The organism is Streptomyces sedi (assembly GCF_006335015.1).
GTDB lineage: Bacteria > Actinomycetota > Actinomycetes > Streptomycetales > Streptomycetaceae > Streptomyces > Streptomyces sedi.
This window is the reverse complement of the sequence record NZ_VDGT01000023.1, coordinates 1-25,322: the sequence shown is the minus strand read 5'-3', so window position 1 is coordinate 25,322 and position 25,322 is coordinate 1. Positions and strand designations below refer to the sequence as shown.

20 protein-coding genes and 2 rRNA genes are annotated in these 25,322 nt (G+C 73.3%); 5 read left to right on the top strand and 17 right to left on the bottom strand.

Going from position 1 to position 25,322, the window contains the following annotated elements:
- Positions 1-5: 5 nt before the first annotated feature.
- The 6 genes from FH715_RS24030 to FH715_RS24005 form a co-directional block, all read right to left on the bottom strand.
- Complete coding sequence (locus FH715_RS24030) at positions 6-605, bottom strand: hypothetical protein (RefSeq protein WP_211367758.1); 600 nt, start codon at positions 603-605, stop codon at positions 6-8.
- A complete protein-coding gene (locus FH715_RS24025; RefSeq protein ID WP_097230285.1) occupies positions 590-1,624 on the bottom strand; it encodes a ParA family protein in 1,035 nt (344 codons plus the stop codon). The genes FH715_RS24030 and FH715_RS24025 overlap by 16 nt, the downstream gene beginning before the upstream one ends.
- Positions 1,625-2,112: 488 nt before the next feature.
- Positions 2,113-3,225: an alanine dehydrogenase gene (gene ald, locus FH715_RS24020; RefSeq protein ID WP_139648827.1), complete on the bottom strand. Its 1,113-nt coding sequence runs from the start codon at positions 3,223-3,225 to the stop codon at positions 2,113-2,115.
- An 82-nt stretch (positions 3,226-3,307) separates the two neighbouring features.
- Positions 3,308-5,422 (bottom strand): tetratricopeptide repeat protein, encoded by a 2,115-nt coding sequence (locus tag FH715_RS24015; protein WP_425472773.1) that lies wholly within the window; start codon positions 5,420-5,422, stop codon positions 3,308-3,310.
- A 55-nt stretch (positions 5,423-5,477) separates the two neighbouring features.
- Complete coding sequence (locus FH715_RS24010) at positions 5,478-6,122, bottom strand: NUDIX domain-containing protein (protein ID WP_139648825.1); 645 nt, start codon at positions 6,120-6,122, stop codon at positions 5,478-5,480.
- A 5-nt stretch (positions 6,123-6,127) separates the two neighbouring features.
- The gene (locus tag FH715_RS24005; RefSeq protein WP_425472772.1) at positions 6,128-7,807 is read right to left on the bottom strand and encodes a CTP synthase; all 1,680 of its coding nucleotides are present in this window, start codon (positions 7,805-7,807) and stop codon (positions 6,128-6,130) included.
- Between the two features lie 288 nt (positions 7,808-8,095).
- Here FH715_RS24005 and FH715_RS24000 point away from each other — a divergent pair, with 288 nt between their 5' ends.
- A complete protein-coding gene (locus FH715_RS24000; RefSeq protein ID WP_139648821.1) occupies positions 8,096-9,961 on the top strand; it encodes a glycoside hydrolase family 15 protein in 1,866 nt (621 codons plus the stop codon).
- An 81-nt stretch (positions 9,962-10,042) separates the two neighbouring features.
- Here FH715_RS24000 and FH715_RS23995 read toward each other — a convergent pair whose 3' ends face one another.
- Positions 10,043-10,975: a glycoside hydrolase family 16 protein gene (locus tag FH715_RS23995; RefSeq protein ID WP_139648819.1), complete on the bottom strand. Its 933-nt coding sequence runs from the start codon at positions 10,973-10,975 to the stop codon at positions 10,043-10,045.
- 141 nt (positions 10,976-11,116) lie between these two features.
- Here FH715_RS23995 and FH715_RS23990 point away from each other — a divergent pair, with 141 nt between their 5' ends.
- A complete protein-coding gene (locus FH715_RS23990) occupies positions 11,117-12,145 on the top strand; it encodes a LacI family DNA-binding transcriptional regulator (RefSeq protein WP_211367757.1) in 1,029 nt (342 codons plus the stop codon).
- A gap of 493 nt (positions 12,146-12,638) precedes the next feature.
- On the opposite strand, the gene FH715_RS23985 is transcribed toward FH715_RS23990, so the two are convergent.
- The 6 genes from FH715_RS23985 to FH715_RS23960 form a co-directional block, all read right to left on the bottom strand.
- Complete coding sequence (locus FH715_RS23985; RefSeq protein WP_139648815.1) at positions 12,639-13,763, bottom strand: glycosyltransferase family 4 protein; 1,125 nt, start codon at positions 13,761-13,763, stop codon at positions 12,639-12,641.
- A 206-nt stretch (positions 13,764-13,969) separates the two neighbouring features.
- Complete coding sequence (recN, locus tag FH715_RS23980; RefSeq protein ID WP_139648813.1) at positions 13,970-15,757, bottom strand: DNA repair protein RecN; 1,788 nt, start codon at positions 15,755-15,757, stop codon at positions 13,970-13,972.
- A 41-nt stretch (positions 15,758-15,798) separates the two neighbouring features.
- Positions 15,799-16,686, bottom strand: coding sequence for an NAD kinase (locus tag FH715_RS23975; RefSeq protein WP_139648936.1), 888 nt, complete (start codon positions 16,684-16,686; stop codon positions 15,799-15,801).
- Positions 16,687-16,751: 65 nt separating this feature from the next.
- Positions 16,752-17,573 carry a TlyA family RNA methyltransferase gene (locus FH715_RS23970; protein ID WP_139648810.1) on the bottom strand — a complete coding sequence of 274 codons (822 nt, stop codon included), beginning with the start codon at positions 17,571-17,573 and terminating at the stop codon, positions 16,752-16,754.
- A gap of 8 nt (positions 17,574-17,581) precedes the next feature.
- Complete coding sequence (locus FH715_RS23965) at positions 17,582-17,875, bottom strand: hypothetical protein (RefSeq protein WP_139648808.1); 294 nt, start codon at positions 17,873-17,875, stop codon at positions 17,582-17,584.
- Positions 17,876-18,268: 393 nt separating this feature from the next.
- Complete coding sequence (locus FH715_RS23960) at positions 18,269-19,318, bottom strand: HAD-IIA family hydrolase (protein ID WP_139648806.1); 1,050 nt, start codon at positions 19,316-19,318, stop codon at positions 18,269-18,271.
- A 44-nt stretch (positions 19,319-19,362) separates the two neighbouring features.
- Between FH715_RS23960 and FH715_RS23955 the strand changes: the two genes are divergently transcribed.
- From FH715_RS23955 to FH715_RS23945, 3 genes are read left to right on the top strand one after another with little or no spacing between them, the layout of a single operon-like run.
- Positions 19,363-20,649, top strand: coding sequence for a DUF1015 family protein (locus FH715_RS23955; protein ID WP_139648805.1), 1,287 nt, complete (start codon positions 19,363-19,365; stop codon positions 20,647-20,649).
- Positions 20,650-20,697: 48 nt separating this feature from the next.
- The gene (locus FH715_RS23950; RefSeq protein ID WP_139648803.1) at positions 20,698-21,282 is read left to right on the top strand and encodes a GNAT family N-acetyltransferase; all 585 of its coding nucleotides are present in this window, start codon (positions 20,698-20,700) and stop codon (positions 21,280-21,282) included.
- Positions 21,279-23,087 carry an IucA/IucC family protein gene (locus FH715_RS23945; RefSeq protein ID WP_139648800.1) on the top strand — a complete coding sequence of 603 codons (1,809 nt, stop codon included), beginning with the start codon at positions 21,279-21,281 and terminating at the stop codon, positions 23,085-23,087. Before FH715_RS23950 ends, FH715_RS23945 begins: the two co-directional genes overlap by 4 nt.
- 9 nt (positions 23,088-23,096) lie before the next feature.
- Here the strand turns inward: FH715_RS23945 and FH715_RS28655 are convergent, their stop codons facing one another.
- The 4 genes from FH715_RS28655 to FH715_RS23930 form a co-directional block, all read right to left on the bottom strand.
- Positions 23,097-23,807 carry a tetratricopeptide repeat protein gene (locus FH715_RS28655; RefSeq protein ID WP_246108938.1) on the bottom strand — a complete coding sequence of 237 codons (711 nt, stop codon included), beginning with the start codon at positions 23,805-23,807 and terminating at the stop codon, positions 23,097-23,099.
- Positions 23,804-24,745, bottom strand: coding sequence for a hypothetical protein (locus FH715_RS28650; protein WP_211367761.1), 942 nt, complete (start codon positions 24,743-24,745; stop codon positions 23,804-23,806). Before FH715_RS28650 ends, FH715_RS28655 begins: the two co-directional genes overlap by 4 nt.
- 259 nt (positions 24,746-25,004) lie before the next feature.
- Positions 25,005-25,121: ribosomal RNA gene (gene rrf / locus FH715_RS23935) — 5S ribosomal RNA — on the bottom strand.
- A 94-nt stretch (positions 25,122-25,215) separates the two neighbouring features.
- A 23S ribosomal RNA gene (locus tag FH715_RS23930) occupies positions 25,216-25,322 on the bottom strand; the annotation flags it as partial.

Below are 25,322 nucleotides of genomic sequence, written 5' to 3'. Positions count from 1 at the left end.
CGCGGTCAGCGCCCGCGCAGGCGCCGCACCAAGATGCTGGCGTCGCCCCGGGATTCGAGGTCGGCGAGGACCACGGCGACCGCCTCGCGCACGATGCGGCCCCGGTCGACGGCGAGCCCGTGCTCGCCACGCAGCACCAACCGCGCGTGCTCCAGGTCCATCAACTCCTCCGCCGAGACATAGACGGTGATCTTCTCGTCGTGCCGCTCGCGGCCACTCGGCCGCCGCGCCGCACGGCCCTTGCGCTGCGGTGCCGCGGGGGCGCCGCGACCCGGGGCCGTGGGCTGGCCTCCGGCGGGGGGAACGGTGGGCCGGCCGGAGCCGTCCCGCTTCGCCTGGGCGGGAAGCCGCTCCTCCCGACCGCCGCGCTCCCGCGGCGCGCCGGGCCTGGGCTCGCGGCGCGCACGCCCCTCGCCCGCGCCCTCGTCGGGCGCCCCCGGCGCGCCGGAGCCCGCCGGTTCGCCCGACTGGTCGGCGGACGGGGCCCGTTGGGGCTCCGCCGCCGCGTTCTCCTGTGAGGTCGAGGGGCTCGACGGCTGGACGGCCGCCCCACCCGTGCTGCGGAACAGTTCGTCGGCCGCCGGAAGGCTCACTCGGCGTGGCACCGGGCGAGCACCTCCCTGGCGAGCTGTCGGTAGGCCGCCGCCCCCACCGAGTTGGAGGCGTAGGTGGTGATCGGCTCGCCCGCGACGGTGGTCTCGGGGAACCGGACGGTGCGGCCGATGACCGTGTGGTACACGTTGTCGTCGAACGCCTCGACGACCCGGGCGAGCACCTCTCGGCTGTGCACGGTGCGCGAGTCGTACATCGTGGCGAGGATGCCGTCCAGCCGCAGCTCGGGGTTGAGCCGCTCCTGGACCTTCTCGATCGTCTCGGTGAGCAGGGCCACGCCGCGCAGCGCGAAGAACTCGCACTCCAGCGGCACGATCACCTTGTGCGCCGCGGTGAGGGCGTTCACGGTGAGCAGGCCCAGCGAGGGCTGGCAGTCGATGATGATGAAGTCGTAGTCGCTGAGCAGCGGTTGGAGCGCACGCTGGAGCGTGGACTCCCTCGCCACCTCGCTGACCAGCTGCACCTCGGCCGCCGAGAGGTCGATGTTGCTCGGCAGCAGGTCCATGCCGGCGACCGCCGTCTTGAGCAGCACCTCGTCGGGGGCCATGCCGCGTTCCATCAGCAGGTTGTAGACGGTGAGGTCCAGCTCCATCGGGTTGACCCCGAGGCCGACGGAGAGCGCGCCCTGCGGGTCGAAGTCCACCAGCAGGACCCGGCGTCCGTACTCGGCCAGCGCCGCGCCCAGGTTGATGGCCGACGTGGTCTTGCCGACGCCGCCCTTCTGGTTGCACATGGCGATGACCTTCGCCGGGCCGCGCTCGCTGAGCGGTCCCGGGATGGGGAAGTACGGCAGGGGCCGGCCGGTGGGGCCGATCCGCTCCCGACGCTGCCGGGCCGCGTCCGGGGCGATGGTCGCCGCGTATTCGGGGTCCGGCTCGTATTCGGCGTCCGGGTCGTAGAACTGGCCGTCGGGGATGTCTTCGTAGTCGGGATAACGGTCGGACTCGCCGGCCGTACGGTTCGCTGTGACGGCACTGGTCTCGTGGCCGTCCGTGCTCTGATGCGCTGTCATGCTCGGTTGGCTCTGGTGGGTTGCGAAGGGATGAACAGCGACGGAGCCGTTGCCCGTCGAATCCGAGGCGCTCTGACGCCGCTCCGGGACCTGTGCTCCCCTGGGAGTAATTATCGACTCATTCACAAGTCGTCTTACCTCCTTGGGGACCAGGGAACTTCTAGACAGAGTCAGCGTTGCACCATGCCGACGTTTGGCGACTCTATGGCGTGTCGGCGGTCCGCAGCAACACAATCCACCGGACCGGCACGGATGTGTCGGCCATCGAACAATCACTTGTCAAGGCCCCATGCTTCGCGAGCCGGGGCATCTCACCCCCGTTCGGACCGCTAAACCACGACGTGAGCGCGGAGTTGGGGACGGATCGGACGACACCGACAAGCGCCCGAGTGGCTGAATCGACACGGTCATCGAACGCGCCGGTGTGACATTCCCGATGTTGACGCGGGGAGTTGACCCGGGGGGTGTCGCCCCGGGTCCCGGGCGGCTCAGGCAAGCACCTCGGAGGGCGCGGTGAAGGCCAGTTGGTGAGCTTCGGCGACCGGCCGGTGGGCGACCAGCCCCTCGTGCGTGTTGAGCCCGGCCGCCAGGCCCGGGTCGGCGCCCAGCGCGGAACGCCAGCCGAGGGAGGCCAGTTGGACCACGTACGGCAGCGTCGCGTTGGTCAGCGCGTGCGTTGAGGTACTGGGCACGGCGCCGGGCATGTTGGCCACGCAGTAGAAGAGCGAGCCGTGCACGGGGAACGTCGGCTCGGCATGGGTGGTGGGGCGGGAGTCGGCGAAGCAGCCGCCCTGGTCGATCGCGATGTCGACAAGGACACTTCCCTGGCGCATCCGGGAGACCAGCTCGCCGCTGACCAGCCGGGGCGCGCGGGCGCCCGGGACCAGGACGGCGCCGATCACCAGGTCGGCGGTGAGCACCTCGCGCTCCAGCGACAGGGCGTGTGAGGTGACGGTGCGCACCCGGGTGCCGAAGACGCGGTCCACGGCCCGGAGCTTGTCGGTGTCCTTGTCCAGGACGGTGACCTGGAAGCCGAGCCCGACCGCGATCTGCGTCGCGTTCCACCCGGAGACGCCCGCGCCGATGACCACCGCGTGGCCGGCCGGGCTGCCGGGGACGCCGCCCGGCAGGACGCCGCGCCCGCCGGTCGGGCGCATCAGGTGGTAGGCGCCGACCTGCGGCGCGAGCCGCCCGGCCACCTCCGACATCGGGGCGAGCAGCGGCAGCCCGCCGCGCGCCTCGACCGTCTCGTAGGCGATCGCGGTGGTACCGGCGGCCAGCAGCGCGTCGGTGCACTCGCGGGACGCGGCGAGATGGAGATAGGTGAAGAGCGTCAGATCCTTGCGCAGCCGGTGGTACTCCTCGGCGACCGGCTCCTTGACCTTCAGCAGCAGGTCGGCCTCGGCCCAGACCTGGTCCGCCTCGGGCAGCACGGTGGCGCCGGCCGCGAGGTACTCCTCGTCGGGGATGGCGGAGCCGAGACCGGCGCCGCCCTCCAGAAAGACCTGGTGGCCGCCGCTGACGAGCTCGTGCACTCCGGCCGGGGTGATGGCCACGCGGAACTCGTTGTTCTTGACCTCGCGGGGGATGCCAACCTTCATGTCGATCACGGTCCTTGTGTCGCGAAGGGGGTGCTTTCGCCATTCTAAGCAAGGGAAGACTGACGCATGGCCTTGCTTTCAGTCAATCATGGCGACGCTTCGTCTGCGTTTCACAAGTGTTTCCCTCTGGAGGACCAGAGGAATCCCTCTCCGCCCCCGGCGTGTGGGGCGGCTCCTCGGGAGCGGCGAGGATCTGCTCGGCCACCGCCCGGTGCACGGCGGCGGTGTCGGTGCGGCCGAGACGGTCGGCGGTGTCCGCGAGCCGCATCCGCAGCGCCGCCTGCAACCGCTGGTCGCCGGTCCCGGCGGCCAGCCGCAGCGCCTCGCGCCCGGTGCGTTCGGACTCCTCGTACTGCCCGGCGTACTCCATCACCCGGGCCGCCTCGGTCAGCGCGCGCGCGTACGCGTGGGCGTCCCCGCACCTGCGGTGCGCCGAGGCCGCCGCCCGCCAGGCGCGCAGCGCCTCCTCCAGCTGCCCGTCGTAGGAGAGCACGGCGCCGATCCGGCCCTGGAGCCTGGCCTCGGCCGCCAGGTCGTCGCGGGTCTGGGCCAGCGCCACGGCCCGCCCGTACCAGTCGGCGGCGCGCTGCCAGTCGTTCAGCTCCGCGTAGGTCCCGCCGATGGACTCCAGCGTGCGGCCGACGGCCAGCGGGTCGGCCGCGTCGCCCTCGCCGCGCGCCACCTCCAGCGCGGCCCGGTATCGGGTCAGCGCCCCGGCGAGCCGGCCGGTGCGCACGTCCAGATCGCCCAGGTTCAGCAGGGCGGCGGCCTGCTCCCTGGTCAGCCCCTGCCGTTCGGCGACCCCCAGCACCAGCTCGTGCAGCCGGTACAGCTCGGGCGCCGCCTCCTCCGTGCCCCGGTGGGCGATCAGGGCCCGGGTCAGCGCCGCCACCACCCGACGGGCCAACGTGTCCAACTCGCCGTCGTCCACGGCCAGTCGCGCGGCGGCCAACAGCGCGGGCAGCCGGGCGTCCAGCCAGCGGGCGGCGGCCTTCGGGCTCTCGAAGCGCAGCGCCCGCGGCAGCTCGCTCAGCCAGCGGGCGGCCGGCGAACCGGCCGGCTCGGTGGTGGCCAGGCAGGCGCGCAGCTGGCGCACCGTGCGCTCCAGCATCCTGGCGCGCGCCAGCAGCACCTCGCCCGGCCGCTCCTCCGCCTCCAACAGCCCGGACAGCAGCGGCGCCAGACAGCCGGGCACCCGGTAACCGGGCCCCACGCCCGGCGGGCCGCCCGGGTCGGCCGCGTGCAGCAGCCCGAAGGCGACGAAGTCGTCGAGCAGCGTGCGGGCCACCCCGATCGGCGCGCCCGCCAGCGCCGCCGCGACATGGTCGTCGACCAGCCCGCCCGGCGCCAGCGCCAGCAGCCGCAGCAGCCGCGCCGCCTGCGCCGGCAGCGCCGCGTGCACCAGGCCGAAGGCCCGGCGCAGCGGCAGCTCGGCCGGGTCGGACGCGGCGTCGCCCTCGGGCGAGGGCAGCCGCTCGGCGCCGGCGGCGAAGCCGCGCACCGCGTCGACCAGCGTGTGGTCGGGGTGGAGCGCGAGCCAGCCGGCGGTGAGCTTCAACGCGGCCGGCAGGTCGCCGCAGATCTCCGCGAGATGGTCGGCGGCCCCCGGGTCGACGGTGATCCGCACCGGTCCCGCGCCGCGCTCCAGCAGCCGGATCGCGTTGGGCCGGTCCAGCCCGCCCAGCACGCAGGGCCGCACGTCCGGCACCTTGGTCAACGGGCCGCCGGCGACAGCCACCACCACGCAGGCGCGGTGCTCGGGCACCAGCTCGGCCAGCTGCTCGGCGCCGGCGATGTCGTCCAGCAGCAGCACGGCCGACCTGGTGTCGAGGGTCTCGCGCAGCAGGTCGGCCAGGTCCTCGTCGCCGCCGCCGGCCGGCGCCGCGACACCGAGCTGGGCCAGCAGCTCGCGCGCCGCGCGTTCCACGGTGACGGGGGTGCCGCCCGGCTCGGTCAGCCGGGCGGTCAGCAGCCCGTCGGGGTAGTCGCCCGAGGCGGCGAGCTCGGCCGCGAACGCCTCGGCCAACGCCGTCCTGCCGGTGCCGGGCCGGCCCGCCACCAGCAGCACCCTGCCCCGGGGCGCGGGGCGGCCGGCCAGGGTGTCGAGGCCCGCGCGTTCGATCTCTCCGCGCAGGCCCGCCAGCTCGCGGCTGCGGCCGAGGAAGCCCCCGCCGTCGGTGACCGTCTGTTCCGTCACATCCGTCACGGGGTGAGCGTATGCCAAGGCCACCGAGGCGTCGGGTCAGGACACGTCAGGCCGGGAACGGCCGGGCCGGCCAGGGCGCGTCGGCCGGCCGCAGCGCCTCGGGGCCCTCCCCGGCGAGGGCCGCGCCATAGGCGAGGACGCCCAGCGCCAGGCAGGTGTTGTGCAGCCGGCCGGCCAGCACGCCACGCGCCAGGTCGGCGACCGGCACCCTGGCCAGCCGCATGTCGGCCTCCTCGGCGTGCACCTCGTAGCGCTCGCCCTCGGCCTCCGACAGCTGCCGGGCGAGGAAGATCCGCACCGCCTCGTCGCTGCCGCCCGGCGTCGTGTACACGTCGGTCAGCACCCGCCAGTCCTCGGCCTTGACGTGCGCCTCCTCGTACAGCTCGCGCTGGGCGGCGTGCAGCGGGTTCTCCCCCGGCACGTCGAGCAGCCCGGCGGGGATCTCCCACAGCCGGTGGCGCACCGGGTGCCGGTACTGCTCGATCACCACGGCCCGGTCCCGTTCGTCCAGCGCGAGGACCGCGACGGAGCCGGGGTGCACCTGGTAGTCGCGGTGCACCCGGCCGCCGTCGGGGAGCCGCACCTCGTCGGTGCGGACGCTGGTCTTGTTGCCGGTGAACGGGGTCTCGGTCGCGGTGACGGGCCACTGCGTCGGAGAGTCGGCGAGCGGCGCCGAGGACTGGTCGGTCATACCCCTCAGTCTCCCCCGGCGGCGGACGCCACGTCCGCCCCGGGGGTCTCGCGCCGGGCCCGCACGGCGGCACCGACCAGCCCGGCGAAGAGCGGGTGCGGCCTGGTGGGCCGGGAGCGCAGCTCCGGGTGCGCCTGCGTGGCGACCAGATAGGGGTGGACCTCGCGCGGGTACTCCACGAACTCCACCAGCTTCCCGTCGGGGGAGGTGCCGGAGAAGACGAGTCCCGCCTTCTTCTCCAGCTCCGAGCGGTAGGAGTTGTTCACCTCGTAGCGGTGCCGGTGGCGCTCCTCGACGTACGGCTCGTCCTGGTAGGCCTCGCGGACGATCGAGCCCTCGGCGAGCTTCGCCGGGTAGAGCCCGAGCCGCATGGTGCCGCCCAGGTCGCCCTCGCCCGCCACGATGTCCAGCTGCTCCTCCATCGTGGAGATCACCGGGTGCGCGACGGCCTTGTCGAACTCCGTCGAGTTGGCCTCCGGGATGCCCAGCAGGCTGCGCGCCGCCTCGATCACCACGCACTGGAGGCCGAGACAGAGCCCGAGCAGCGGGAGCCGGTGCTCCCTGGCGTAGGTGATCGCGGCGATCTTGCCCTCGACGCCGCGCTCGCCGAAGCCTCCGGGGATGCAGATCGCGTCGCAGTCGGACAGCTGCCGCTCGGCGCCGCCCGGCACCCGGCAGTCCTCGGAGGTGACCCACTTGATGGTCACGCGCGCGTTGTTGGCGAAGCCACCGGCGCGCAGCGCCTCGGTGACCGACAGATAGGCGTCGGGCAGGTCGATGTACTTGCCGACCAGCGCGACCGTGACCTCGTGCTCCGGGCGGTGCACGCGGCCGAGCAGGTCGTTCCACTGCGTCCAGTCCACGTCGCGGAACGGCAGGTCGAGCCGGCGCACCACGTAGGCGTCCAGCCCGCCGGCGTGCAGCACGGGCGGGATGTCGTAGATCGACTTGGCGTCGATGGCGGCGACCACGGCGGCCTCCTCCACGTCGCACATCAGCGAGATCTTCCGCTTGATGGCGGTGGGCACCTCGCGGTCGGCGCGCAGCACGATGGCGTCCGGCTGGATGCCGATGTTGCGCAGGGCGGCGACCGAGTGCTGGGTCGGCTTGGTCTTCAGCTCGCCGGAGGGGCCGATGTAGGGCAGCAGCGAGATGTGGACGACGAAGACGTTGTCCCGCCCGACCTCGTGCCGCGTCTGGCGGACGGCCTCCAGGAAGGGCAGCGACTCGATGTCGCCGACCGTGCCGCCGACCTCGGTGATCACCACGTCGACGTCGTCGGTGGCCATCCGCCGGATGCGGTGCTTGATCTCGTTGGTGATGTGCGGGATGACCTGCACCGTGTCGCCCAGGTACTCGCCGCGCCGCTCCTTGGCGATCACGGTGGAGTAGATCTGGCCGGTGGTGACGTTGGCGCTGCCGTCGAGGTCGACGTCGAGGAAGCGCTCGTAGTGGCCGATGTCCAGGTCGGTCTCGGCGCCGTCGTTGGTGACGAACACCTCGCCGTGCTGGAACGGGTTCATCGTGCCCGGGTCGACGTTGAGATAGGGGTCCAGCTTCTGCATCGTGACGCGCAGGCCGCGCGCCTTGAGGAGGGCACCGAGGCTGGAAGCGGTGAGCCCCTTGCCGAGCGAGGAGGCGACCCCGCCGGTGACGAAGATGAACTTGGTCGTCTTTGTCGTCATGGAACTGGGCGGCATGGCCAAAACGGGGCTCCCGTGGTCGCGAGGCGGATACACAACGGCTCCGCACGGGCTGCTCGCCCGGGGGTGCCGACGGTGAGTGTTCGAAGGTTTTCGGGCCCTCCGGTCCACGGGCTACCAGGGTAACAGCGAAGGTGCGGCACAAAGCACCCAAGCTCAGCCTTTCGACATTTACCGACTAATACGAACAAGAGCACCCGGTCACAGAGAACGGTTTCCCCGGTGTCCAGCGGATGTCCTCCAGGCGTCGTATCCTGCCTGGACGCCGGAATGGGCGAGGAAGTTTCCGCACGTCCCACGGGGGGCGGCGCCGTTCGACTGGAGTTTCAAGTGGCCGGGCGCATCGAGGACTACGCACTGGTCGGCGACATGCAGACCGCCGCCCTCATCTGCCGCGACGGATCGGCCGACTGGCTGTGTCTGCCGCGATTCGACTCCCACGCGGTCTTCGCCGGGCTGCTGGGCACCGACGAACACGGCTTCTGGAGAGTCGGGCCCGCGCACGGCAAGGACATGCCGCCGCCGCCCGCCAGCCGCCGCCGCTACGTCGGGGACTCCCTGATCCTGGAGTCCGAGTGGGACACCCCCCGGGGCACCGTGCGGGTGACCGACTTCATGCCGCCGCGCGGTGAGATGGCGCCCCAGCTGGTGCGCGTCGTCGAGGGCGTCAGCGGCCGGGTGCCGATGCGCTCCGCGCTGCGGATGCGGTTCTCCTACGGCTGGATCGTGCCGTGGGTGCACAAGGTCGACGACCGGACCGTGGCCGTCTCCGGACCGGACTCGGTCTGGCTGGACACCACGGTCGACACCTACGGCAAGGACCTGACCACCTACGCCGACTTCACGGTCGCCGCCGGCGACCGGGTCGCGTTCACCATCAGCTGGCAGGCCTCGCACAAGGAGCCGCCACCGGTCGCCGCTCCCGAGGAGGCGCTGGCCGCCACCGAGTCGTTCTGGAGCGACTGGGTCGCCCAGTGCACCTACCACGGCCCCTACCGCGAGGCCGTCGTCCGCTCGCTGATCACCCTCAAGGCGCTGACCTACGCCCCGACCGGCGCCGTCGTCGCCGCCCCGACCACCTCGCTGCCCGAGGAGATCGGCGGCTCGCGGAACTGGGACTACCGGTTCACCTGGCTGCGCGACGCGGCCATGACGCTCTCCTCGCTGCTGCGCACCGGCTACCACGAGGAGGCCAGGGCCTGGCGCGAGTGGCTGCTGCGCGCCCTCGCGGGCGACCCGCAGAACCTCCAGATCATGTACGGCATCGCCGGCGAACGCGAGCTGGCCGAGGCCGAGTTGAGCTGGCTTCCCGGCTACGAGAACTCGCAGCCGGTGCGCGTCGGCAACGGCGCCGCCGGCCAGCTCCAGCTGGACGTCTACGGCGAGGTCACCGAGGCCCTGCACGTGGCCCACATGACCGGGCTGGCGCGCAACGACCACGCCAACCTGCTCCAGCTGAAGCTGATCAAGTACCTGGAGAACCACTGGAACGAGCCGGACGAGGGCATCTGGGAGGTCCGCGGCCCGCGCCGGCACTTCGTCCACTCCAAGGTGATGACCTGGGTCGCCGTCGACCGCACGGTCAAGCTGATCGAGTCGGGAGAGGTCGACGGCCCGCTGGAGCGCTGGCGCGACCTGCGGGACGAGATCCACCGCGCGGTCTGCGAGCACGGCTACGACGCGGAGCGCAACACGTTCACCCAGTCCTACGGCTCCAAGGAGCTGGACGCCTCGCTGCTGCTGATCCCGCAGATGGGCTTCCTGCCGCCGGACGACAAGCGGGTGATAGGCACGATCGAGGCCATCCAGCGCGAGCTGTCCACGCTCGACGGCTTCATCCTGCGCTACCCCACCGCGGGTGACGAGGCGGGCGTCGACGGTCTTGAGGGCGACGAGGGCGCGTTCCTGGCCTGCTCGTTCTGGATGGCCGACGACCTCGCGATGATCGGCCGCGTCGACGAGGCCCGCAAGCTCTTCGAGAAGCTGCTGGCCCTGCGCAACGACCTCGGCCTGCTCGCCGAGGAGTGGGACCCGCGCCGGATGCGGCAGGTCGGGAACTTCCCCCAGGCGTTCAGCCATGTGCCGCTGATCGACACCGCGCTGCGCCTGACCGCCTCGGGCGGCTACGCCGGCTGAGGCGTCGCGACCGCGCGCCCCGCCACCCGCTCGCCGCGGGCAGGCGGGGCGCCGTCGTCTCCGGGGCGCGCCCCGGCGCGGTCAGCCGGTCTGCTGCACGGAGACGTAGTCGATCAGGTACGAGTGCCCCGGCTCGGTGGCCTCCGTGGGCGTGGCCTGGCCGGCGACTCCGTCGGGGAACGCCCCGCCCATCGCCAGGTTCAGCAGCACGAAGTGGCCGTGGTCGGTGGCGGCGGCCCAGGTCTCCGCGTCCATGTCGGCGGAGCTGACGGAGTGGTACTCGGTGCCGTCCAGGTACCAGCGCAGAAACTCGGTGTCACCGGTGCGGTCGAGTTCGATCGCGTAGGTGTGGAAGTCGCTCTGGCAGCTGTCACACCCGGTCGAGGCGCCGAGCCCCTCGGTCTCGTTGCAGGGGCCGCCGGGGTTGACCCCGCAGTGCAGCACGCCCCAGACCTGCGGCAGGCCGTTGACGTTCTCCATGATGTCGAACTCGCCGATGCCCGGCCAGTTCCAGTAGTTACCCCGGTACTCGCCGCCCAGCGTCCAGAACGCGGGCCAGTAGCCGAGCGCCGCGTCACCGGAGACGTTCGGGAGCTGGAGGCCGGCCTCGATGCGCATCACCCCGCCGTCGGGGGCGGCGAAGTCGTCGCGCTGGGTCTCGATGCGACCCGAGGTCCAGGTGTCACCGTCGCGCAGCGCGGTGATCTTCAGGTTGCCCTCGCCGTCGAGGCCGAGGTTCTCGGGGCTGTCGGTGTAGGTCTGGCGTTCGCCGGTGCCCCAGTTGGGCGGGCCGCCCTCGTAGCCGGTGCCGGTGTCGATGATCCAGTCGTCACCGGGCGGGCTGCCGGCCGGACCGTCGAAGTCGGAGCGGAAGACCTCGACCAACGGCGCCGGTCCCGCGTCGCTCTCCTGCGCGCCGGCCTGGGGAAGGGCGACGGTGGCGAGCGCCGCCAACGCGGCACCCACGGCGGCGACGGCCGCCAGCGGCCCACGCCGCATTTTCCTTCTGCTCATGACAATTCACTCTTCCGTGTGGGGGTGGAAGTTCCGTGGGGGAACGGGGAGTTGAACGGTGTGAGAGCGCTCTCATGTCGTGACACTGCACACTGCCGCCGCTTGCCTGTACCGTCAAGGGGCTACGAGAGACAAGAGGATGTGAAGGTGTCCGCTGCCCACCCCACGTTGGAGGCCGTGGCGGCGCACGCCGGGGTCTCCCGGGCGACCGTGTCCCGGGTCGTCAACGGCACCCCCGGGGTCCGACCCGAGCTTCGGGAGAAGGTCAAACGCTCGGTCGCCGAGCTGGGATACGTTCCCAACAGCGCGGCGCGTTCACTGGTCACCCGACGCACCGGAGCGGTGGCCGTGGTGATCGCCGAGCCCGAGACCCGGGTCTTCGCCGACCCGTTCTTCGCGCGTCAACTGCGCGGCATCAGCCGCGAGTTGTCGGCCAACGACCTCCAGCTGCTGCTGATGCTGGTCGAGGAGGAGGCCGACTACCAGCGGGTGGGACGCTATCTGGCCGGCGGACACGTCGACGGCACGCTGATGTTCTCGCTGCACGCCAACGACCCGCTGCGCGGCATCGCCGCGGCCTCCGGGCTGCCGACGGTCTTCGGCGGGCGCCCCTGGTGGCCGGGATGGGAGAAGGACGACTCGCTCGTCTACGTGGACACCGACAACCGCGACGGCGCGCGGCGCGCGGTCCGCCACCTCGCGGAGAGCGGTCGCCGGCGGATCGCGGTGATCACCGGGCCGCTCGACCAGACCTCGGCGGTCGACCGACTCGCGGGCTACCGCGACGCGTTGGGGCTGGAGGAGCCGGACCCCGCGCTGCACGCGCACGGCGACTTCACGGTGGACGGCGGCGCCCGCGCCATGGCCGAGCTGCTGGACCGCTCCCCCGCCCCCGACGCCGTCTTCGCCGGCAACGACCTGATGGCCACGGGCGCGCTGCGCACGCTGCGCGCCCGCGGCCTGTCCGTGCCGGAGGACGTCGCGGTCGTCGGCTACGACGACCTCGACCCGGCGGCCTGGGCCGACCCACCGCTCACCACGGTCCGGCAGGACATCGTCCACATGGGCGAGATCATGGCGCGGCTGCTGGTCCGCAGCCTCAACGACGCGCAGACGCCGGTGAGTTCGGTGGTCATCCCGTCGGAACTGGTGGTGCGCGGCTCGGCGTAGCCCCTTGCCGGGGGGAGCGGGGGCGACCACCGGCCGAGTGGGGTGGTCCGTCGCTGTCGGGTGCCGGTGTGTGGGGGGTTGCCCGCGACCACCCTCCGGGTGGAGTGGTCCGTCGCTGTCGGGTGCTGGTACGTGGGGGGTTGCCCGCGCAGTTCCCCGCGCCCCTCAGGACCACCGGGGCGAGGCACCGTCATCCAGTACCGCTACGTGGACGGTTACCCGCGCAGTTCCCCGCGCCCCTCGGGGCCACCGGGGCGAGGCGCCGTCGTCCAGTACCGCTACGTGGACAGTTCCCCGCGCCCCTCAGGGCCAACGGGGCGGGGCGCCGTCGTCAAACGACCGTGGGTGGTTCGGCGGCCCCAGCCCACCGGCCTCCCAGGGGCGCGGGGAACTGCGCGAGCGGCCGACTCCCGAGGCGCGGACGGCGATCCACCCGCGGGCCCGGCTCGGACGCCGCCCCGCCCGCGGGCGCGGACACGGCGCCCGAGCGGCGTCAACGACCCGCGACCAGCTCGTCGTAGACGCTCAGCACCTGGGCGGCCGTGGTGTCCTCGGTCGGCCAACGGCGGGCCTGCGCGGGCCCGGCGATGGCCAGGGCGGCGCGGCGGTCCGGGTCGTCCAGCAGCGCGTTGACCGCCGAGCCCAGCGCCGCGGGCTTGCCGTAGGGGACCAACACGCCGGCGTCACCGACGACTTCGGGTACCCCACCGACGGCGGTCGCCACCAGCGGGACGCCGCGCCGCAGTGCCCCGTCGACCAGCGGGGGCCGGCCGGCCCAACGGGCCGGCAGCAGCGCCAGGTCGGCGATCGGCAGCAGATCGACCGGGTCCTCCCCGGGCGCCAGCAGCCGGACGGGCAGCCGCCCGCGTTCGATCCCGCGCGTCAACGCCCGGTCGTGGCCGTCCGTGGCGAGCGCGAGCAGCGGCTGCGGAAGCCGGTCGCGCCAGTAGCGGGCGGCGGCCAGCAGCAGGTCGAGCCCGCCGTCGCGGCCAGACTTGGCGGCGGCGACCAGCAGCGGGCGGTCCAGGGCGCCCAGGTCCGCGCGGAGCTTGGCGCGGTGTGTCTCGGCGATCCGGTCGGCGTGCGCGGAACGACGCGCCGCCGGAAGTGCGACCGGCGCGAGACGCGCGTCGCGCGCGCCCCGTTGACGCGCCCGATGCACCAGGTCGGAGGTGGAGCCGAGCACCACGGTGGCCGTCCTCGCCACCAGGCGTTCGGAGAGCAGCCGGAGTTGGGCGGTGGGGCCGATGCCGGTCGAGCGGGCGTGCCAGGTGACCACCAGCGGCACGGAACGGCCGCGCAGCGCGAGGGTGGCCAGCAGCCCGGCGCGTATGCCGTGGGCGTGGACCAGGTCGGCGTCGGCGCAGGCCAGCCGCAGCAGCCGCACGGCGGCGAGCGTCGAGTCGACCGGCAGCGGGACGAAGCGGGCCCCGGCCGAGGCGAAGCCGTAGCGGCGCTCGGCCGAGCCGGCGGCGCCCACCGTGACGGCCAGCCCGCGGTCCGCCAACCCCGCCGAGAGCGAGCGCACATGGTCCCCTGTGCCCACCCCTCCCCCGCCCAGGAGCTGCACCACGTGCAGGGACGCACGGCGGCGCGGGGACGGGGGCGAGCTGCTCACGGCGACCTCTCGTTAACTGGACCTGCGGAAACGACGCCGTCGGGCCTCGTCACTACCGCCGACGGCCGGGCCGCCGACACCGACAGCGTACGTCGTCGCGCACAGCGACCCGGCGTTCGCTGGGAGTGTCAACGGCCTCCAGGATGCCAGTCAACCCCCGTACAGCGGTAGCACCGACCACTCACTCGGACGAGGGGGCGCGGCGGTCAGCGCCCCCGCTCGCGCAGTCGCGCCGCCGCGGTCGCCAGCAGCTCCTCGGCGTGGGCGCGGGCCAGCTCGGAGTCCTCCTGGCCGGCGAGCATCCGGGACAGCTCGCGCACCCGGCCCTCGCCGTGCACCAGGCGCACGCCGGAGCTGGTGACGGTGCCGTCGTTGGTCTTCTCCACCACCAGGTGGCGGTCGGCGAACGCGGCGACCTGCGGAAGGTGGGTGACGACCACGACCTGTGCGACGTCGGCGAGCTTGGCGAGCCGGCGGCCGACCTCGACCGCGGCCTTGCCGCCGACGCCGGCGTCCACCTCGTCGAAGAGGTAGGTCGGCACCGGCGCCGCGTCGGCGAAGACGACCTCGACGGCGAGCATCACCCGGGACAGCTCGCCGCCGGAGGCGCCCTTGGCGATGGGGCGGGGCGGGGCGCCGGGGTGCGGGGCCAGCAGCAGCTCCACCTCGTCGGCGCCGTGCGGGCCGAACCGCACGTGGCGGCCCTGGAGTTCGACCAGGTCGTCCGCCTCGTCGGACTCGGTGCCCTCGGTCTGCCGCACGGCGACCTGCACCCTGGCGTGCGGCATGGCGAGCTGGGTCAGCTCCTCGGTGACGGCGTCGGCGAACCGCTTGGCCGCGTCCGTGCGCGCCTCGCTCAACGCGAGCGCCAGCTCGGTCAGCTCCGCGCGCAGCCGGTCACGCTCGGCCGCGAGTTCGCCGATGCGGTCGTCGTCGCCTTCGAGTTCGGTGAGGCGGACGGCGCCCTGCTCGGCCCAGGCGAGCACGGCGTCCAGGCCCGCTTCGGGCCCCTCGCCGTACTTGCGGACCAGGCCGGCCAGCAGCGCCCGGCGTTCCTCCACGACCGCCAGCCGCAGCGGGTCGGCCTCCAACCCGTCGGCGTAGCCCGCCAGCTCGCCGGCCGCGTCGGCCAGCAGGATGCCGACCTCGTTGAGCCGGTCGGCCAGCTCGGCCAGTGCCCGGTCGTGGGAGCGCACCGCCTCCAGCGCCCGGCCGGCGCCGCCGACCAGGGTGACCGCGTCCACGTCCTCCTGGTCGGCCGGGTCGCCGGCGAGCGCGCCGTGCGCCTGCGCGGCGGCGGAGGCCAACGCCTCGACGTGGCCGAGCCGTTCGGCCTCGGCCGCCAGCTCCGCGTCCTCCCCGGCGCGCGGCTCGGCCGCGGCGATCTCGTCCAGGCCGAACCGCAGCAGATCGGCCTCCTGGGCCCTCTCCCGCGCCCTGGTGGTCAACGTCGCCAGCTCGCCGGCGGTCACGCGCAGCCGCTGGTAGGTGTCCTGGTAGGCGGCGAGCGGAACGGAGACCCCCTCGCCCGCGTAGCGGTCCAGCGCCTCCCGCTGTCTGGCCGGGCGCAGCAGCCCCTGCTGGTCGGTCTGGCCGTGCACGGCGACCAGCTCCTCGCCCAGCTCGGCCAGCAGCCCGTTGGGCACCGAACGCCCGCCGACGTGCGCCCGGGAGCGCCCCTCGGCCGAGACGGTGCGGCTGAGCAGCAACGCTCCCTCGTCCAGTTCGGCGCCGGCCTCCTGCGCGCGGCGCGCGGCGGGGGCGTCGGGCGGCAGCGCCATCCGGCCCTCGACCACGGCGGACGGGGCGCCGACGCGTACGTAACCCGCGTCGGCCCGGCCGCCCAGCAGCAGCCCGAGGCTGGTGACGACCATGGTCTTGCCGGCACCGGTCTCACCCGTCACAGCGGTGAAGCCGGAGGACAGCTCGACCACGGCGTCGTCGATCACGCCGAGGCTCTTGATCCGCATTTCCTCCAACACGGATACGACCATACGAGGTTAACGGGCCCCGTGGCGACGACGGTGCCCGAACATCAGTGCGGAGCACCTCGCCAGCCGGCGACCGGCAACGCGAACTTCGCCACCAGCCGGTCGGTGAACGGCGCCCGGTGCAGCCGGGCCAACCGCACCGGCACCGCACCCCGCCGCACCTCGATCCTGGCGCCCGCCGGCAGGTCCACGCTGCGCCGCCCGTCGCACCACAGCACACCGGGCCCCGTGTGCTGCCCCACCTCCACGGCCAGTATCGAGTCCGGCGCGGTGACCAGCGGCTTCGCGAAGAGCGCGTGCGCCGAGATCGGCACCATCAGCAGCGCCTCCACCTCGGGCCAGACCACCGGGCCGCCGGCCGAGAACGCGTACGCCGTCGACCCGGTCGGGGTGGCGCACACCACGCCGTCCCCGCCGAAGCCGGAGACCGGCCGCCCGTCGACCTCGATCACCAGCTCCAGCACGCGTTCCCGCGCGGCCTTCTCGACGGCCGCCTCGTTCAGCGCCCAGTCGGAGTGCAGCAGTTCGCCGTCGCCCAGGACGGTGACGTCGAGCGTCATCCGCTCCTCGACCTCGTAACGCCGGCCCACCACCCGCTCCACCAGGTGGTCCAGGTCCTCCCGCTCGGCCTCGGCGAGAAAGCCGACGCGCCCCAGGTTGACGCCGAGCATCGGGACGCCGGAGGCGCGGGCGAACTCGGCGCCGCGCAGCAGCGTCCCGTCACCGCCGAGCACCACCAGCAGCTCGCAGCCGTCCAGCACCCGGCCGTCGCAGTCGGTCTTCGCGACCCGCTCGACGGCGTCCGGCAACGGCAGGTCGGCGGCCTCCTCGGCCAGCAACCGCACCCCGACGCCCTGCCCCAGCAGCCCGGCGACGACCCGCTCCGCGCTGCGCACGGCGGCGGGGCGCCCGGTGTGGGCGAGCACGAACACCGTGCGGGGCGGATCCTCGGGCCCTCGCTCGTCACGCGGCTCGGCTTCTTCGCTGGTCACTTCGGTCACCTGGGCCCTTCCGTCACGGCTCGGTGCACGGCGGCCGGGTCCAGGGCGGGTGCTCCGGCGCGCAGCCACAGGAAGTATTCAACATTGCCCGAAGGCCCGGGGAGCGGACTCGGAGCCACGCCCCTCGCCCCGAGCCCCAGCTCGGCGGCGCGTCGCCCGACGCCGAGCACCGCCTCCTCGCGCAGCGCGGCCGAACGCACCACCCCGCCGCTGCCCAGCCGTTCCCGCCCGACCTCGAACTGCGGCTTCACCATCAGCACCAGGTCCGCCTCGGGCGCGGCGCAGCGCACCAGCGCCGGCAGCACCAGCCCCAACGGGATGAACGACAGGTCGCCGACCACGAGATCGACGAGGCGCCCGCCGACGTCCTCCGGCGTCAACTCCCGTACGTTGGTCCGATCCCTGACGGTGACCCGCTCGTCCGCCCGCAGCCGCCACGCCAACTGCCCGTACCCCACGTCGACCGCGATCACGCCCGCGGCGCCGGCCCGCAGCAGCACGTCGGTGAACCCGCCGGTCGAGGCGCCGGCGTCCAACGCCACCCGCCCCTCCACCCGCAGCCCGAGCCGGGTGAACGCCTCCAGCGCACCGGCCAGTTTGTGACCGCCGCGGGAGACGTACCCGGGATCGTCCGCGTCCTCGCGGACGACCAGCGCCGCGCTGGTCGCGACCTGCGTCGCCGGCTTGGCGGCGGGGTTGCCGTTGACGGTGACCCGCCCGGCCTCGATCAGGCCACGCGCGTGGTCACGGGAACGGGCCAGCTTGCGGCGCACCAGTTCCGCGTCGAGCCGGCTGAGCCGTCGCTGTGTCGCTGCCACGGGGGCGTTCAGCTCCTGGGGTGTTCGGGGGCCCGCGGCACCGGCGGGCCGGATGGCTGCTCGTCAAGCGCGGCCAGCGTCCGCCGCAGGCCGTCGTGCACATCCTCGTACACCTCGCGGTGGCCCCCGACACCGAGTTGGTCCACGTCGGCCAGCCGCGCCAGCACCGCGTCCACCGGCCCGTGCCCGGTGCCGGTCACCCCCACCCCCAACGGGGCGGGCCCTTCGGCCTCTTCCGCCGGCTCCTCGGGCACCTGGGGCACCTGGGGCTCACCGGGCTCATCGATCTGCGCGGAACACATGCCCCGACGCTACCCGCTCGGGCCGCTCGGGCCCCGACAACGGCACCCCCGCCGGGGGTGCTCCCCCGGCCGCCCATACGCGCCACGACCAACCGGGGGCGCGGGGAACCGCGCGAGCAAGCCACCACCGGGCCGAGGACGACAACCCACCCGACCAGCGCGGCACCACGGTCGACCAACCCCCGCCACCCATGCACCGCGCAGTTCCCCGCGCCCCTCACGGGCCACCGCCGGCACAACGCGCACCCGACCACCCACACACGCCACGACCAACCAGGGGCGCGGGGAACGGCGCGAGCAACCACCCACCGGGCCGAGGACGACAACCCACCCAACCAGCGCGGCACCGCGGTCGACCAACCCCCGCCACCCAGCGGCGAAAGTCCACCCCCGTCACCACCCCAGCGCCGCCAGCGCCCCCTCCGCGTCCGGCGCCACGTCCGCCGACCACGCCGCCGCGCACAGCGCCCGCAGCCCGTCAACCGGGTCCGCACCGCCGACACCCCCGGCCGCACGGACGGCCAGGCGGCCCGACTCCGTGCCGGCCCACCACCCCCCGCACCGGTACCCGCCGTCGGCGGCCGACCGCACCTCGGGGTGCGGGGCGAGCAGGCCGCGCAGGTCGGCCGCGACATAGGTCGGCCGGTGCCTCGGCTCGGCGGCCAGCAGCTGGGCCGGGTCCGCCACGCCGGTGAGCACCAGCAACGAGTCCACGCCCCCCGCCCACGCGCCCTCGATGTCCGTGTCCAGCCGGTCACCGACCACCAACGGCCGCCGCGCGCCCGTCCGGATGATCGTCTCCCGGTGCATCGGCGGCTGCGGCTTGCCGGCCACGACCGGGGCGCGGCGGTGGCCGTTGGCGATCCGCACCACCTCGACCGCCGCGCCGTTCCCCGGCGCGATGCCTCGCCCGCTGGGGATGGTCAGGTCGGTGTTGGAGGCGTACCACGGCAGGCCGCGGTTGACCGCGAGCGCGGCCTCCGTGAGGACGCCCCACGGCAGGTCGGGGCCGCCGTAGCCCTGGACGACGGCGGCCGGTTCGTCCTCCGCCGAGTCCACCGGCGTCAACCCCCGTTCGGCCAAAGCCACCCGCAGCCCCTCGCCGCCGGCGCACAGCACCCGCGCGCCGGCCGGCAGGGCCTCCGCGATCAGCCGGGCGACGGCCTGCGCCGAGGTGACGACCTCGTCGGGTTCGGCGGGAACGCCCAGCGCGGAGAGGTGCTCGGCCACGGTCCCGGGCGTGCGGGCGGCGTTGTTGGTGACATACGCGAGCCCCATCCCCGCCTCGCGCGCCTCCGCGAGCGCCGGGACGGCGTGCGGCACGGCGGCGCCGCCCGCGTAGACCACTCCGTCCAGGTCCAACAGCGCCGTGTCGTAGGCCCGGTGCAGCGGCTCGGTGGAGCCGGAGGGGCGTGTCCTGAGGTCGTTCGTCGAGTCAGCCATCGCACGGCATCATCGCGCACGGCCGCGCGGCTTACCATGCCAGGATGCATGTAGCGGGCCTCACCCTCGCCCCGTTCCACGCCGTGCGCTACCAACCCCAGCGCGTGCGCGATCTGGCCGCCGTCACCTCACCCCCCTACGACGTGGTCGTCCAACCGGACGGCCGAAAACGCCTGGAGACCGCCGAACCCCACAACGTGGTCCGGCTGATCCTCCCGGAGGGCGCCGACCACGCCGCCGCCGCCGCGCGGCTGCGCCACTGGCGCGCCAACGGCGTGCTGACCGCCGACCCCCGCCCCGGGCTGTACGTGTACGAGCAGCGCACCGAGGCGGCGGGCGTGCTGCAACGCGGGCTGCTGGGCGCGCTGGCGCTCTCCCCGCCGGCCGCGGGCGTGGTGCTGCCGCACGAGAGCGTGATGGCGGACGTCGTCGAGGAACGGGCGTCGCTGATGCGGGCGACCCACGCCAACCTCGAACCCCTGCTGCTCTCCTACCGGGGCGACCCGGCCGGCCCCGCCGCGACCGCCGTCGAGCGCGCCGCGGAGGGCCGCCCGCTGCTGGACACCGTCACCCCCAACGGGGTGCGCCACCGTGTCTGGCCGATCCACGACCGCTCCGAACAGGCGGCCGTCAACGTGGAGTTGGCCCACCACCGGGCGCTGATCGCGGACGGTCACCACCGTTGGGCGACCGCGCTGCGGCTGCACGGGGAGCACGGCGGGCGCCCGCCGTGGGACCGCACCCTGGTGCTGCTGGTGGACGCCGCGCGCCACCCGCTGCGGGTGCGGGCGATCCACCGGGTGCTGCCCTGGCTGACCCCGGACGACGCGCTGCGCCGCCTGGGCGGCGCCTTCCGCGCCACCCGGGTGCCCGGCCCGCCGGAGTCCGCGCTGGCTCGGCTGGGGGCCGCCGAGGGCCCCGCGCTGCTGCTGGCCGACGGTGACGCGTTCCATCTGCTGGACCGGCCGTGCCCCGAGCTGCTGGCGCGCACCGTTCCGCAGGACCGGCCGTCCCGCTGGCGGGAGTTGGACGCGACGGTGCTGCACTCCGCGCTGGTCGACCACCTCTGGTGTCCCGGCCGGGAGGCCGCGGGCGACGGCGCCCGGGTGCGCTATCTGCACGACGCGCCCAGCGCCCTCGGCGAGGCCCGCCGGCTCGGCGGCAGCGCGGTGCTGCTGCGGCCGGTGAGCGAGGCGACGGTGCGCGAACTGGCCGAGGCGGGCGTGGTGATGCCGCAGAAGTCGACCTCGTTCGGGCCCAAGCCGGCGAGTGGTCTGGTGCTGCGTGACCTGGCCGACGAGGCGCCCGACCGGATTGCCGACGAAAGTTAGGACAGGCTAACCTCACTCCCAGTCCCCCGTTCTGCGACTTGGAGTTCCATGCGCGGTCAGCCCTACACCCGCGACCACCCCGCCCTCGGCACCTTCTCCCTGCGACCGGTCGACCCCGACGTCGACTGCCCGCTGCTGCACCGCTGGCTCACCCACCCCAAGGCGGTCTACTGGATGATGACCGAGGCGACTCTCGACGATGTCGTCGAGGAGTACCGCACCATCGACGCCGACCCGGCGCGCACCGCCCACCTCGGTCACCACGACGGCACGCCCGCCTTCCTGGTCGAGACCTACGACCCGGCGCGCGAACCCGTCGGCACGACCTACCCGGTGCGCGAGGGCGACATCGGGATGCACTTCCTCGTCGCGCCCACCGGAACGCCGCTCCACGGCTTCACCCTGGCCGTGATCGAGACCGTGATGGAGCTGCTCTTCGCCGACCCCGCCCACCAGCGGGTCGTCGTCGAGCCCGACGCCGGCAACAAGGCGGTCCACCGACTCAACGAAGCCGTCGGGTTCCTACCGGAGCGGGAGATCGAACTCCCGGACAAGACCGGGCTTCTGAGCTTCTGCACCCGCGCACAGCACCAGGCAGCCGTCAGCCAGCGACACCCCGGAGCGGCCCGATGACCCCCACGACACCCACCCCCGACTCCACCGTCGCCCACCTCAACCCCGAGTACTGGGAGCGGGCCACCCGCCTGCTGATACGCAAGGCGATCGCCGAGTTCTCCCACGAACTGCTGCTCGCCCCCAAGGAGCAGCCCGACGGCAGCTACGCCCTGCACAGCGACGACGGCTCCGTCGTCTACCGCTTCGAGGCCCGCCGCCTGACCCTCGACCACTGGCTGGTCGACCCGGCCAGCATCACCAGGGAACGCGCCGGCGAACGGCTGCCGTTGGACGCCCTCGACCTGATCCTCGAATTCCGCGAGTCGCTCCAGCTCAGCGACGAGATCCTCCCCGTCTATCTGGAGGAGGTCAGCTCCACGCTGGCCAGCGCCGCCTATCGCCTCACCCACCGCGCGCACGACCCCGCCGCCCTCGCGACGACCGACTTCCAGACCGTCGAGGCCGGCATGTTCGAGGGCCACCCCTGCTTCGTCGCCAACAACGGCCGCCTGGGCTTCGACTCCGCCGAGTACCACGCCTACGCGCCCGAGGCCGGCGCCCCCCTCCACCTGACCTGGCTCGCCGCCCACCGCGACCACGCCACGTTCACCGCCTGCGCCGACCTCGACTACGACTCCCTGCTCGCCGGCGAGCTGAGCGAGGCCGAACGGGCGACGCTCGCCCGGCGGATGACCGACCTCGGGTTGAACCTGGACGACTACTACCTCCTGCCCACCCACCCCTGGCAGTGGCGGAACAAGATCTCCGTCACCTTCGCCGCCGAAGTCGCCCAGCGCCGCCTGGTCCATCTCGGCGGCAGCGAGGACCGCTACCGCGCGCAGCAGTCGATCCGCACGTTCTTCAACCAGGACCACCCCGAGAAGCACTACGTGAAGACCTCGCTCTCGGTCCTCAACATGGGCTTCGTCCGCGGCCTCTCCGCCCGCTACATGCGCGTCACCCCGGCCATCAACGACTGGCTGCTCGAACTGGTCAACGGGGACGAGGTGCTGCACCGGTACGGTTTCGGCATCCTCAGGGAGCACGCCGCGATCGGCTACCACCCGCGGCACTACGAGGAGGCCGCGCCGAAGCGCTCCTCCTATCTCAAGATGCTCGCCGCCCTCTGGCGCGAGAGCCCGCTCCCCGCGCTGGCCCCCGGCCAACGGCTCGCCACCATGGCCTCGTTGCTCCACGCCGACCCCGAAGGCCCGTCGTTCGTCGGCGGGTTGATCAAGGAGTCGGGGCTGCCCGCCGAGCGGTGGCTGCGCCGCTATGTCGACGCCTACCTCGTCCCGCTGGTCCACTGCGCCTACGCGCACGACCTGGTGTTCATGCCGCACGGCGAGAACGTGATCCTGGTCCTGGAGAACGGCGTCCCCGTCCGCGTCCTGATGAAGGACCTCGCCGAGGAGATCGGCGTCCTCAACGAGGACCGCGAGGTGCCCGAGGACGTCGCACGCGTCCGCTTCCCCACCCCCGAAGACGACCTCTGGCCGCTGTCGGTCTTCACGGACGTCTTCGACTGCGTCTTCCGCTTCCTCAACGCGATCCTGGTCAACGACGGCCTCCTCGACGAGGACACCTTCTGGCGCACCGTCTCGGAGGCCGTCACCGACTACCAGCGCTCGGTGCCCGAACTGGCGGAGAAGTTCGCACGCTACGACCTCTTCGCCGACACCTTCCACCGGGTCTGCCTCAACCGCCTCCAGCTGAAGAACAACAAGCAGATGGTCGACATCGAGAACCCCGACGAGGACCAGTCCCACCTGGTCGGCCAACTGGACAACCCGCTGGCCGACCACCGCCCCGCGGAGCGCTAGGAACCCGACTCAGTCCCGGTCGCCCGTCACTCCCCGGTCCAGCTCCTCGTCCAGCTCCGGGTCCAGGGCGTCGACGAACTCGATCCCGTCCAACTCCGCCAGCCGGTCGGAGGCGTTGGTGGTGCCGCCCTGGTCCGCCTCCAGCGCCTTGGCGAACCACTCCCGCGCCTCCGACTCCCGGCCCACGGAGAGCAGCGCGTCCGCGTAGGCGTAACGCAGCCGCGCGGTCCACGGGTGCACCGCCGTGGAGGACAGCTCCGAACTCTGGAGCGTCACCACGGCGGCATCCGGCTGCCCCAGATCGCGCCGCGCGCCGGCCGCGACCAGCCGCATCTCGACCTGCCCCGCCCGGTCGAGCCGCTTCACCTCGGGCTCGCCGGCCATCGCCAGCGCCCGCTCGGGACGGCCGATGCCGCGCTCGCAGTCCGCCATGATCGGCCACAGATGCGTCGAACCGGTCATGCGCTTGGCCGCGCGGAACTCGTTGAGCGCCTCCGAGTACTTCGCCACCCCGTAGGCGGCGAAGCCGGCGGCCTCCCGCACCGCGCCGACCCGCGAGGCGAGCCGCAGCGCGGTCCTGGAGTACTCGTAGGCGCGCTGCGGGTTCTCGTCCAGCAGCTTGGCGACCATCACCAGGTTCTTCGCGACGTCCTCGGCCAGCGTCTTGGGCAGGCTCATCAGCTCCTGCCGCACGGAACGGTCGATCTCCTCGCCCGTCACGTCGTCCGGGATCGGCAGCCGCCGCTGCGGCGGGCGCCCCGAACGCTCACCCCGGTCGCGGTCGTCACGCCGGTAGCCACCGCCACCACCGCGGTCGTCGCGCCGGTACCCGCCACCGCGCGGCCGGTCGTCACGGCGGAACTCCCGCCGCCCGTCGCCGCCCTGGCGGGGCCCACGGTCCCGGTCACGGTCGTCGCGACGGTACCCACCGCCGCCGCCCGGCCGGTCGTCGCGACGCGGCCGGTCGTCTCGACGGTACCCACCGCGTTCACGGTCGCGATCGTCCCGCCTCGGACGGTCGTCCCGGAAACGATTCTCACGCGGACGATCGTCACGCGGCCGGTCATCCCGCCTCGGCCGGTCATCCCGGAAACGACCCCCGCCGCCCGGCCGGTCATCCCGCCGCCGCCGATCGTCACGGCGGTACCCACCGCCGCTGCCGCCGCCCGGCCGGTCATCGCGGCCACGGTCGTCACGACGGAACCCCCGGTCACGGTCCCGATCGTCCCGCCTCGGACGGTCGTCCCGGAAACGATTCTCACGCGGACGATCGTCACGCGGCCGGTCATCCCGCCTCGGGCGATCATCCCGGAAACGACCCCCGCCGCCCGGCCGGTCATCCCGACGCGAACGGTCGTCACGGAACCGGTCGTCACGGCGGTACCCACCGCGGTCGCCGTCCCGGTCCCGGTTCCTGTCGCGGTCGCGGTCGCGGTCGTTCCATCGAGGACGATCGTCCCTGGGACGGTCGTCGCGCCGGAAGTCCCCGCGGTCGCCGCCGCCCTGGCGCGGCCGGTCGTCACGACGGAAACCGCCGCCCCGGCCATCCTGCCGAGGACGGTCGTCACGGCGGAACTCCCGCCGGCCGTCCCCGTCCTGGCGCGGCCGGTCGTCACGACGGAAACCGCCGCCCCGGCCATCCTGCCGAGGACGGTCATCGCGGCGGAACTCCCGCCGCTCGCCGCCGCGCCAGCCCTGCTGTCCGGAACGCGGCCGGTCGTCGTCACGGCGAGCCCCGGAAGCGCCACCGCGCCCACGCGCGTCGCGCTCCGGCCTTTCCGAGGAACGGTCGTCGGAAGAGTCAGACATCGCCGTGACCCCTTTCTTCTCTCTCCATGCAATGGTGCCAGAAACAAAAAAGGGACCTCTGGTTCCCCAGCCAGTTACGCTGGGGAACCAGAGGTCCCATCAATGATTGTCCGGCGGCGTCCTACTCTCCCACACGGTCCCCCATGCAGTACCATCGGCGCTGAAGAGCTTAGCTTCCGGGTTCGGAATGTAACCGGGCGTTTCCTCTCCGCCATGACCACCGAAACACTAAAAGAAGTGCTCCAAGCGAACAAGCACACTGTTCAGTTTGAAAGCACAACAAGTGCGATGTTTGAATTCACAGTGGACGCGAGCATCTATGGACAAGCCCTCGGCCTATTAGTACCGGTCAACTCCACCTATCACTAGGCTTCCATCTCCGGCCTATCAACCCCGTGGTCTCCAGGGAGCCTTACCCCATCAAGT

Excerpts from the sequence above, each read along its gene's own strand:
- FH715_RS23945 (WP_139648800.1), top strand. The coding sequence starts at position 21,279 with ATGACCCCCACGACACCCACCCCCGACTCCACCGTCGCCCACCTCAAC.
- FH715_RS23950 (WP_139648803.1), top strand. The coding sequence starts at position 20,698 with ATGCGCGGTCAGCCCTACACCCGCGACCACCCCGCCCTCGGCACCTTC.
- FH715_RS23955 (WP_139648805.1), top strand. The coding sequence starts at position 19,363 with ATGCATGTAGCGGGCCTCACCCTCGCCCCGTTCCACGCCGTGCGCTAC.
- FH715_RS23965 (WP_139648808.1), bottom strand. The coding sequence starts at position 17,875 with ATGTGTTCCGCGCAGATCGATGAGCCCGGTGAGCCCCAGGTGCCCCAG.
- FH715_RS24005 (WP_425472772.1), bottom strand. The coding sequence starts at position 7,807 with ATGACGACAAAGACGACCAAGTTCATCTTCGTCACCGGCGGGGTCGCC.
- FH715_RS23995 (WP_139648819.1), bottom strand. The coding sequence starts at position 10,975 with ATGAGCAGAAGGAAAATGCGGCGTGGGCCGCTGGCGGCCGTCGCCGCC.
- FH715_RS23960 (WP_139648806.1), bottom strand. The coding sequence starts at position 19,318 with ATGGCTGACTCGACGAACGACCTCAGGACACGCCCCTCCGGCTCCACC.
- FH715_RS24000 (WP_139648821.1), top strand. The coding sequence starts at position 8,096 with ATGGGCGAGGAAGTTTCCGCACGTCCCACGGGGGGCGGCGCCGTTCGA.
- FH715_RS24025 (WP_097230285.1), bottom strand. The coding sequence starts at position 1,624 with ATGACAGCGCATCAGAGCACGGACGGCCACGAGACCAGTGCCGTCACA.
- FH715_RS28650 (WP_211367761.1), bottom strand. The coding sequence starts at position 24,745 with ATGACCGTCCTCGGCAGGATGGCCGGGGCGGCGGTTTCCGTCGTGACG.
- recN (WP_139648813.1), bottom strand. The coding sequence starts at position 15,757 with ATGGTCGTATCCGTGTTGGAGGAAATGCGGATCAAGAGCCTCGGCGTG.
- ald (WP_139648827.1), bottom strand. The coding sequence starts at position 3,225 with ATGAAGGTTGGCATCCCCCGCGAGGTCAAGAACAACGAGTTCCGCGTG.
- FH715_RS24010 (WP_139648825.1), bottom strand. The coding sequence starts at position 6,122 with ATGACCGACCAGTCCTCGGCGCCGCTCGCCGACTCTCCGACGCAGTGG.